Genomic DNA, 9,061 nt, shown 5'->3' on the forward strand with positions numbered 1-9,061 from the left:
AAGCAGTTGCGCCTTACGTTGTTGACGTTCGACTTTACTGCTCATTATGCATCATCCTCCAGGGCCTGCCTGTCGTTAGCGAGTTCATTGCGCGTATGGCGTAGCAGCGTTGTTTTACGCGCTTTACTCAGCGTCCATAGCCCGCCGATAAGCGCTAAAAGCAACAGCACAACGGTGGTGGCAATCATGGCGTTAAGGCGATACTGCGGGTCTATGGCCCAGATGATAAGCACCATCAGGCTCATCAGACCAAACGCCGCGAACAGCATGGTCAGCCCAAGCATCAGCAGGATCTGGATGAGATTGGCTTTTTCCTCTTCCAGCTCAACGACGGCCAGCCGCAGCCGCGTCTCTACGATCTCAACGAGAATCGTCAGGATCCGCTGTCCAATACCCAGTACGCCTTTGCCTGGACCTTGTGCGTGTTGAGAGTCTGCCATTATTAACGGCGCGACAGCAGTACACCAAGCACCACACCGACTGCTGCGCCAATGCCGACGCCTGTCCATGGGTTTTCGCGTACGTAGTTATCGGCTTTTGCCGCGGCCTCACGGGTCTGTTTGGCAATCACATCGCTGGTTTCGCTCAGACGATGGCGGCTCTCGCGTAACGCATGTTCGGCTTTACTGCGAATTTTACTCATCTCTTCCTTCGACTTATCGCCAGAGGAGCTAAGTACTTCTTCAAGCGTATCCGCAAGAGATTTCAGCTCAGCGCGCAGGTTTTCCGTAGCATTATCTTTCGACATAGTTTTCTCCAGTTGAGTGGCTAGTTACCGTACTTAGTAATCGCGTGTCTCGAGTTCTTTCAGCTCTTGCTGAGCTTCAGCAAGCTTATGTTCGCGCTTGGCTATCTTATCCGCATCGCCTTTTTGCTTCGCCTCGGCCAAATCACGTTGACGCTCGGCTATCTCATTTTTCTGCTCGGCGATTTTTTTCTGATGGTCGGCGCGCAGTTTGCTGTCAGTACAATTTGCCCGAACTTCACTCAGCGCTTTGTTCAGACCATTGATGCGGTTTTGATTGTTGTGCTTTTCGGCATAGCTTATCTCCCGCTGAATATCCTGTTCTTTTTCCTGACAGAGGGTGGAGGCGTAACTGCCGGCACTGAGAGCGAAAAGACTAATTGCTAAAGCGATGCGGTATTTCATTCTTGAACCTTCCATTGTGATTCGACCTTGTGGCTTTGGCCGATGCTCCAGAATAATAAAGCAATGGGTCATAAACCCAGTTTATTAATCATAGGCGCTAAATGATGAAATCACCAAAGTGAGTGATCTAATTCAGATTCCTGGAGATTAACCAAAACGGTGCGGGGTATCACGTAAGCGGGATAACCACTGTACCGCCTGATTATCATCATCCTGCTGAGCAATAACGAAACCGTGCGGTAACGTTCGGTCCAGCACGACCTTTGCGGCTGCGCTTTGCGCGCTGGAATCAAAGGTGATCAGCAGCGCGTCATTTTGCGGAGTAATGCTTTTAAAGCGAATGCCGTTGGCGTCCAGGTGATGCCAGATAGAGAAGCCATCAGGCATGGTGGCTCCCTGGTTTACAGCACGAATGGCAAGCGTTGACTCCTGCTGGCGGATGACCGACCAGGTCAGGAGCAGCGCGCCGATAAACAGCATAAAAGTAGTCGTCAAGGCCAGTCGTCGGAGTGTTATGCATGATTTCAGCATAATTTACCCTCGGTTCCCGTATTTCTTTTTCCAAAGCACAACCAGTGAACCTGCCAGACCAAACACCAGTAACACTACGGGAAGCAGCATCAGACAAGACATCAGCTGATCTTCATATTTGAGAAACACTGGCGTTTTGCCCAGCAGATAGCCAAGCGTTGTGAGAATCAGAACCCAAAGCAGTCCGCTCATCCAGTTAAAGAACTGAAAGCGCGCATTGTTCAGACCGGACAATCCTGCGATGGTCGGCAGTAATGTTCTGACAAACGCGATAAAGCGACCGACCAGCAGGGCAGACAAGCCATGCTTATGGAACAGATGATGTGCGCGCTGATGGTAGTGCGCGGGTAGATGAGACAGCCAGTTTTGAACGGTGCGGGTATTTCCCAGCCATCTCCCCTGGATATAGCTGAGCCAGCAACCCAGGCTGGCCGCGGTGGTGAGCAGCAGTACCGTTTGCGGAAAACCCATCGCGCCTTTAGCGATAAGTACGCCGACCAGTACCAGTAGACTGTCGCCAGGTAAAAAGGCTGCTGGCAGCAGTCCGTTTTCCAGAAACAAAATGGTAAACAGTACGAAATAGAGCATGCCAATCATGGAGGGATTGGCCAGCGTTTCAAAATCCTGAGCCCATAAAGCATTCAATAATTGAGTCAGTAGTTCCATTCAATATTCCTGGAGAATCGGTTGTCGTCATGCCGGTATTCTGGAGTTTGTAACGCCGCAATTTTATTGGTGTTTTTTACATGGATCGCGGTCTGACACAAATTCACGGCCTGAACTATTCCCTGTAAAGTTGTGAAGTAAGCAAGCTCTCAAACACAAAAATTCAAATAACAACTAATTGTAACAAAGGTCAACGTAGTCCGTTATAGAAATTACGGGTGTTGCCCTGTGATTTTGCTTATCGCAATGGAGGGAGGCGAGAGGATTTACACAGGCTGACACTTTATACCTAATGCTTACCAAGCGTCAGAAACAGGCGCTTTGTCGCGCCTGCATCGTTAAGATTGTTTATTTTGCGCCGTTAGCTGCCGTATCGAGATGAATGACGGGATTATCGGTAAAAAGATAACGGTCTGCGTTGAATTCAAAATCATCGCTGGTTTCGTTAAACAGCATCTGCTTTGTGTTCTCAAGATGCTGCCACATCGCCAGTTTGGCGGCGTGTGGATCTTTGCGAATCAGCGCCCGCAGGATCTGGTCATGGTCGTCGCACCAGTTATCTACCGTACGCAGGTCGATGTGGTCGTGCAGCTTCTTCCAGTAGGGGTTGTGAATACGCTGAGTCCACATTTTTTCAACAATCGCGGCCAGGGCAGAGTTCTGTGTTGCCAGCGCGACCTGCACATGGAACAGGAGATCCCACTCGGAGTCACGAAAGCTTTTTTCGTTACGCGACTTCTCCTGAATTTCCATCAGTTTCATGATGTCCTGTTTGGTCACCTGGGTGGCGGCAAACTCAGCAATATTGCTTTCTATGAGCTGGCGAGCCTGGAGCAGCTCAAACGGACCGTAGCTGGCGAACTCCAGACTTTCATCTGGCGCGACATAGTGTTTGGGTTGGTTTGAAATGACGTGGATCCCCGATCCTTTACGCACTTCAACGTAGCCCTCAACCTCGAGCATGATAATCGCTTCACGAACCACGGTGCGGCTGACATTTTTTTCATCGGCGATAAAGCGCTCGGCGGGGAGTTTGTCACCCACCAGGTAGACACCCTGCTCAATGCGTTCTTTCAGATCAGCGGCAAGTTGTTGGTACAAACGTCGTGGTTCGGTGATTTCCATATGCGCTCCAGGCATGATACGGCAGACTCTATTTGTTATACCACTTTTGCGATTACGGCTCCACTCGCGGCGATAAAAAAGCCGCCAGATGACTGGCGGCTTAGCATTACATAACCTTGTTAAATCGTGTCTGGTTAACTTTGCGCAGCGGGATCGCCAGTTTGCGAAGCTGACTCTACCTCGCTGGCCGATTTGTTCTGCAATACCGTCCAGATGACTAACGCGCCGAGCAGGTCGAATACCGCCAGTACGGCGAACAGCGGGCTGAAGCCGATGGTGTCAGCCAGCGCGCCAACGACCAGCGCAAACAGCGTACTTGCAAGCCATGCGGACATACCGGTCAGACCGTTCGCGGTTGCCACTTCATTACGACCAAATACGTCAGAAGAGAGCGTGATCAGCGCACCGGACAGCGCCTGGTGAGCAAAGCCGCCGACGCACAGCAGGGCGATAGCAATGTACGGGCTGGTGAACAGACCGATCATCCCTGGGCCAATCATCAGCAATGCGCCCATGGTGACGACCATTTTACGGGAAACGATCAGGTTAACGCCGAACCAGCGCTGGAACAGCGGCGGTAAGTAACCCCCTACGATACAGCCCAGGTCAGCAAACAGCATCGGCATCCAGGCAAACATCGCGATCTCTTTCAGGTTAAAGCCGTAGACTTTAAACATGAACAGCGGGATCCAGGCGTTGAAGGTACCCCAGGCCGGCTCTGCCAGGAAACGCGGCAGCGCGATGCCCCAGAACTGGCGGTTACGCAGGATCTGACCGAGAGACATTTTCTTGGCGGTGCTGTTTTTATGCTGTGATTCCTGACCATTCAGAATGTAATCACGTTCTTCATCAGACAGTTTTTTCTGGTCGCGTGGGTGTTTGTAAAATACCAACCAGCACATGGCCCAAATGAAGCTCAGGGCACCAGAAATAATGAAGGCCATCTGCCAGCTGTGCATGACGATAGCCCAGACGACCAGCGGCGGAGCAATCATCGCGCCGATAGAGGAACCGACGTTAAAGTAACCCACGGCGATTGAACGTTCTTTTGCCGGGAACCATTCAGAACTGGCTTTCAGACCCGCAGGGATCATCGCAGCTTCAGCGGCACCGACTGCGCCTCGCGCTAGCGCCAGTCCACCCCAGCTACCAGCCAGTGCGGTCGCGCCACAGAAGACGGCCCACAGAACGGCGAACATCGCGTAACCAATTTTTGTGCCGAGCACATCGAGCACATAGCCGGCAACGGGTTGCATTACGGTGTAAGCAGCAGAATACGCTGCGATGATATAGGAATACTGTTGGGTGGAGATGTGTAACTCTTCCATCAGAGTTGGCGCAGCTGCCGCCACAGTGTTACGTGTCAGGTAACCCAGCACGGTGCCAAGCGTCACCAGTGCGATCATGTACCAACGTAACCCTTTAATTTTACGCATGTAAAACCTCATCGTTTTGTTATGTCCGCGAACGAGCGGTCATCTTCCAGTTCAGGGAGGAGGATGTTCTTTTACGAGGGGGTAACCGAAAAAAAGCCGGTACTCCCCGAACTCTGCCATGTCAATATTTGTGCTAATTCGGTTTCCGTACCGGTTAATCCGATGGTGATACATCGGTAATTTGCATTCCGTCGGCTTATGTATCGCGACGGCAAAAAGATAACTTGTCATACAGCTTTAAAAGGTGAGTGCCATCACAAAAGTGTGAATCTTCGTGTGGTCATTATTTCGATTCAGCAAAGCCAGTGCTGGTGCGGCTTGGCGCGCGGTTTACCTCTTTGAGAGTAATTTTTTTGTCGCCATTTGTTGATCTAACTCACGAAAATATCTTCAGTGTATGGAAATTGGTGTGATAACTTTGTCAACATCAAAACATAAGCAATCTGACGCACTCGCTGAGAGGAAGACGATAATGACCCCGTTTATGACTGAAGATTTCCTGTTGGACACCGAATTTGCCCGCCGTCTGTATCATGATTACGCCAAAGACCAGCCAATCTTCGACTACCACTGCCATTTGCCACCGCAACAAATCGCGGAAAACTACCGTTTTAATAACCTGTATGACATCTGGCTGAAGGGTGACCACTACAAGTGGCGTGCGATGCGTACTAACGGCGTCGCTGAGCGCCTGTGTACCGGCGATGCGTCCGATCGCGAGAAGTTTGACGCCTGGGCCGCCACGGTTCCGCACACAATCGGTAACCCGCTGTACCATTGGACCCACCTCGAATTACGTCGCCCGTTTGGTATTACAGGTAAGCTGCTGTCTCCGGCAACGGCTGACGAAATCTGGAACCAGTGCAATGAACTGCTGGCGCAGGACAAATTCTCCGCACGCGGCATCATGCAGCAGATGAACGTGAAAATGGTCGGTACCACCGATGACCCGATCGACTCTCTGGAGCATCACGCGGCCGTTGCTAAAGACGCAAGCTTTGATGTGAAAGTGCTGCCGAGCTGGCGTCCGGATAAAGCCTTTAACATTGAGCAGGCGACCTTTAACGACTATATGGCGAAGCTCGGTGAGGTGTCTGACACGGATATCCGCCGCTTCAGCGACCTGCAAGCTGCGCTGACCAAACGTCTGGATCACTTTGCGGCTCACGGCTGTAAAGTCTCTGACCACGCGCTGGACGTGGTGCTGTTTGCTGAATCTAACGAATCTGAACTGGATAGCATTCTGGCACGCCGCCTGGCGGGTGAAACGCTGAGCGAGCATGAAGTTGCCCAGTTTAAAACCGCGGTGCTGGTGTTCCTCGGTGCGGAATACGCGCGTCGTGAATGGGTACAGCAGTACCACATCGGCGCGCTGCGTAATAACAACCTGCGTCAGTTCAAACTGTTGGGTGCGGATGTCGGCTTCGACTCCATCAACGATCGCCCGATGGCCGAAGAGCTGTCCAAACTGCTGAGCAAGCAGAACGAACAGAACCTGCTGCCGAAAACCATTCTCTACTGCCTGAACCCGCGCGATAACGAAGTGCTGGGCACCATGATCGGCAACTTCCAGGGCGAAGGTATGCCGGGCAAGATGCAGTTCGGTTCCGGCTGGTGGTTCAACGATCAGAAAGACGGTATGGAACGTCAGATGACGCAACTGGCCCAGCTCGGTCTGCTGAGCCGTTTCGTCGGCATGCTGACCGATAGCCGTAGCTTCCTGTCATACATGCGCCATGAATACTTCCGTCGCATCCTGTGCCAGATGATTGGCCGTTGGGTTGCTGCAGGTGAAGCGCCGGCAGATATCCAGCTGTTGGGGGAAATGGTCAGAAATATTTGCTTCAACAATGCGCGTGATTATTTCGCCATTGAACTGAACTAAGGCCTGGGTGAAGGTATGCAATACATCAAGATCCATACGCTGGATAACGTCGCGGTAGCGCTCGCTGATTTGGCTGAAGGAACCGAAGTCACCGTTGATGGGCAAGCGGTAATCCTGCGCCAAGCGGTTTCTCGTGGCCATAAATTCGCTTTATGCGATATTGCGCAAGGCGAAAACGTCATTAAATACGGTTTGCCAATCGGTCATACGTTGGTGGACGTGGCGGCGGGTGAGCATATTCATGCTCACAACACGCGCACGAATCTGAGCGACCTGGACACGTATAGCTACCACCCTGATTTTCAGGCAGAGCTTGTTCAACCCGCCGATCGCGATGTACAGATCTACCGTCGCGCCAACGGCGAGGTCGGCGTGCGCAACGAACTGTGGATCCTGCCGACGGTCGGCTGCGTCAACGCTATGGCGCGTCAGATGCAGAACCGCTTTCTGAAAGAGACCAACGACGCCGAGGGTATCGACGGCGTGCATCTTTTCAGTCACACCTACGGCTGTTCGCAACTGGGTGACGACCACATCAACACCCGTACCATGCTGCAAAATATGGTGCGCCACCCGAATGCGGGTGCGGTGCTGGTGGTCGGCCTGGGCTGTGAAAACAACCAGGTTGATGCCTTCCGCGAAACTTTAGGCGAGTACGATCCTGAGCGTGTTCACTTTATGGTCTGCCAACATCAGGAAGACGAAGTGGAAGCGGGGATTGAACATCTCCATCAGTTGTACAACGTGATGCGTAACGATAAGCGTGAGCCGGGTAAGCTGGGCGAGCTGAAGTTTGGTCTGGAATGCGGCGGCTCTGACGGCCTGTCCGGTATTACCGCCAACCCGATGCTGGGGCGTTTTTCCGACTACGTGATTGCCAACGGCGGCACCACCGTGCTGACTGAAGTACCGGAAATGTTCGGTGCCGAGCAGCTGCTGATGGACCACTGCCGTGACGAAGAAACCTTCGGCAAGCTGGTGACCATGGTCAATGACTTTAAGCAGTACTTCATTGCTCACGACCAGCCGATTTACGAGAATCCATCGCCGGGCAACAAAGCGGGCGGGATCACCACGCTGGAAGATAAATCTCTGGGCTGCACGCAAAAAGCGGGCTCCAGCCAGGTGGTGGATGTACTGCGCTACGGCGAACGCCTGAAGACACACGGCCTGAACTTACTGAGCGCGCCGGGTAACGATGCGGTTGCTACCAGTGCCCTCGCGGGCGCGGGCTGTCATATGGTGCTGTTCAGCACCGGCCGCGGTACGCCGTACGGCGGTTTTGTGCCGACGGTGAAAATTGCGACCAACAGCGAGCTGGCGGCCAAGAAAAAACACTGGATCGATTTTGACGCCGGACAGCTGATCCACGGTAAAGCGATGCCTCAGCTGCTGAGCGAGTTTGTCGATACGATCGTTGAGTTCGCCAATGGCAAGCAAACTTGCAACGAGCGCAACGATTTCCGGGAACTGGCTATCTTTAAAAGCGGCGTAACATTGTAATTACCCTTCATCTTTCGCGTGACAGCCGCGTTGGCTGCGTCCATTCACCCCGGTCACTTACTCCAGTAAGCTTCCGGGGATGTCTGAACTTACCGCCTTGCGGTAGCACGAAATCTATTGGGTAATCGAAATGGAGTGGATTTTAAAAACGGCGTTTCATAATATGGAGCGCCGTTTGTTTTTGCGTTTCCTCACAAGGATCTCCCATGACCGCGTATTGGCTGGCCCAGGGCGTAGGTGTCATCGCCTTTTTGATCGGCATTACCACCTTTTTCAATCGAGATGAGCGCCGGTTCCGGCTGCAACTTGCCGTCTACAGCGCCACCATTGGCGTGCATTTTTTTCTGATGGGCGCCTGGCCTGCGGGAATGAGTGCAGAGCTAAACACCATCCGCACACTCGTCTCGATGCATACCCGCAAACTATGGGTAATGACCGTTTTTATTATCCTCACCCTGGTTCTCGGGCTGGCGAAATTACAGCATGCGATGGAGCTGTTACCGATTATTGGCACGCTGGCCAGCACCTGGGCGCTGTTTCGCTGCCAGGGGCTGACCGTGCGCTGCGTAATGTGGTGCGCAACCGCCTGTTGGGTTATCCATAATTTCTGGTTGGGATCGATTGGTGGGACGATGATCGAAGGTAGTTTTCTGGTGATGAACGGCCTGAACATTATTCGCTTCCGGCGGATGCAAAAACGCGGAATTGATCCATTCAAAATTGAAAAAAGCGTACAAGAAGAGAACCCCTCCGTCCGGTGACGGA

10 protein-coding genes are annotated in these 9,061 nt (G+C 52.5%); 3 read left to right on the top strand and 7 right to left on the bottom strand.

Annotated elements, in window-relative coordinates; translation table 11 throughout:
- Positions 1–44: 44 nt before the first annotated feature.
- The 7 genes from FDW87_RS05650 to FDW87_RS05680 all read right to left on the bottom strand — a co-directional run bounded on the left by FDW87_RS05650 (position 45) and on the right by FDW87_RS05680 (position 4,908).
- Positions 45–440, bottom strand: coding sequence for a phage holin family protein (locus FDW87_RS05650; RefSeq protein WP_016157537.1), 396 nt, complete (start codon positions 438–440; stop codon positions 45–47).
- 2 nt (positions 441–442) lie between these two features.
- Positions 443–748 carry a YqjD family protein gene (locus FDW87_RS05655; RefSeq protein WP_003024832.1) on the bottom strand — a complete coding sequence of 102 codons (306 nt, stop codon included), beginning with the start codon at positions 746–748 and terminating at the stop codon, positions 443–445.
- 33 nt (positions 749–781) lie between these two features.
- On the bottom strand, positions 782–1,150 hold the full coding sequence (locus FDW87_RS05660) for a DUF1090 domain-containing protein (protein ID WP_016154619.1): 369 nt from the start codon (positions 1,148–1,150) through the stop codon (positions 782–784).
- A 147-nt stretch (positions 1,151–1,297) separates the two neighbouring features.
- Entirely contained in the window at positions 1,298–1,666 is a 369-nt protein-coding gene (mzrA, locus tag FDW87_RS05665) for an EnvZ/OmpR regulon moderator MzrA (protein WP_170975100.1), read from the bottom strand.
- 18 nt (positions 1,667–1,684) lie between these two features.
- Positions 1,685–2,347, bottom strand: coding sequence for a DedA family general envelope maintenance protein YqjA (yqjA, locus tag FDW87_RS05670; RefSeq protein ID WP_003024820.1), 663 nt, complete (start codon positions 2,345–2,347; stop codon positions 1,685–1,687).
- Between the two features lie 348 nt (positions 2,348–2,695).
- Positions 2,696–3,472 (bottom strand): transcriptional regulator ExuR, encoded by a 777-nt coding sequence (exuR, locus tag FDW87_RS05675; RefSeq protein WP_016157536.1) that lies wholly within the window; start codon positions 3,470–3,472, stop codon positions 2,696–2,698.
- A 134-nt stretch (positions 3,473–3,606) separates the two neighbouring features.
- Positions 3,607–4,908: an MFS transporter gene (locus tag FDW87_RS05680; RefSeq protein ID WP_016154616.1), complete on the bottom strand. Its 1,302-nt coding sequence runs from the start codon at positions 4,906–4,908 to the stop codon at positions 3,607–3,609.
- A 472-nt stretch (positions 4,909–5,380) separates the two neighbouring features.
- Between FDW87_RS05680 and uxaC the strand changes: the two genes are divergently transcribed.
- From uxaC to FDW87_RS05695, 3 genes are all read left to right on the top strand, one after another.
- Positions 5,381–6,793 (top strand): glucuronate isomerase, encoded by a 1,413-nt coding sequence (gene uxaC, locus FDW87_RS05685; protein ID WP_137379511.1) that lies wholly within the window; start codon positions 5,381–5,383, stop codon positions 6,791–6,793.
- 15 nt (positions 6,794–6,808) lie between these two features.
- On the top strand, positions 6,809–8,296 hold the full coding sequence (locus tag FDW87_RS05690) for a UxaA family hydrolase (RefSeq protein ID WP_016157534.1): 1,488 nt from the start codon (positions 6,809–6,811) through the stop codon (positions 8,294–8,296).
- Between the two features lie 206 nt (positions 8,297–8,502).
- Positions 8,503–9,057: a YgjV family protein gene (locus tag FDW87_RS05695; protein WP_016154613.1), complete on the top strand. Its 555-nt coding sequence runs from the start codon at positions 8,503–8,505 to the stop codon at positions 9,055–9,057.
- The last annotated feature ends 4 nt before the right edge of the window (positions 9,058–9,061 follow it).

The organism is Citrobacter sp. wls826, assembly GCF_005281245.1.
GTDB lineage: Bacteria > Pseudomonadota > Gammaproteobacteria > Enterobacterales > Enterobacteriaceae > Citrobacter > Citrobacter braakii.

What these genes read in the sequence shown, in the direction of transcription:
- FDW87_RS05650 (WP_016157537.1), bottom strand. Translation starts at nt 440, where the DNA reads ATGGCAGACTCTCAACACGCACAAGGTCCAGGCAAAGGCGTACTGGGT.
- FDW87_RS05655 (WP_003024832.1), bottom strand. Translation starts at nt 748, where the DNA reads ATGTCGAAAGATAATGCTACGGAAAACCTGCGCGCTGAGCTGAAATCT.
- FDW87_RS05660 (WP_016154619.1), bottom strand. Translation starts at nt 1,150, where the DNA reads ATGAAATACCGCATCGCTTTAGCAATTAGTCTTTTCGCTCTCAGTGCC.
- yqjA (WP_003024820.1), bottom strand. Translation starts at nt 2,347, where the DNA reads ATGGAACTACTGACTCAATTATTGAATGCTTTATGGGCTCAGGATTTT.
- exuR (WP_016157536.1), bottom strand. Translation starts at nt 3,472, where the DNA reads ATGGAAATCACCGAACCACGACGTTTGTACCAACAACTTGCCGCTGAT.
- FDW87_RS05680 (WP_016154616.1), bottom strand. Translation starts at nt 4,908, where the DNA reads ATGCGTAAAATTAAAGGGTTACGTTGGTACATGATCGCACTGGTGACG.
- uxaC (WP_137379511.1), top strand. Translation starts at nt 5,381, where the DNA reads ATGACCCCGTTTATGACTGAAGATTTCCTGTTGGACACCGAATTTGCC.
- FDW87_RS05690 (WP_016157534.1), top strand. Translation starts at nt 6,809, where the DNA reads ATGCAATACATCAAGATCCATACGCTGGATAACGTCGCGGTAGCGCTC.
- FDW87_RS05695 (WP_016154613.1), top strand. Translation starts at nt 8,503, where the DNA reads ATGACCGCGTATTGGCTGGCCCAGGGCGTAGGTGTCATCGCCTTTTTG.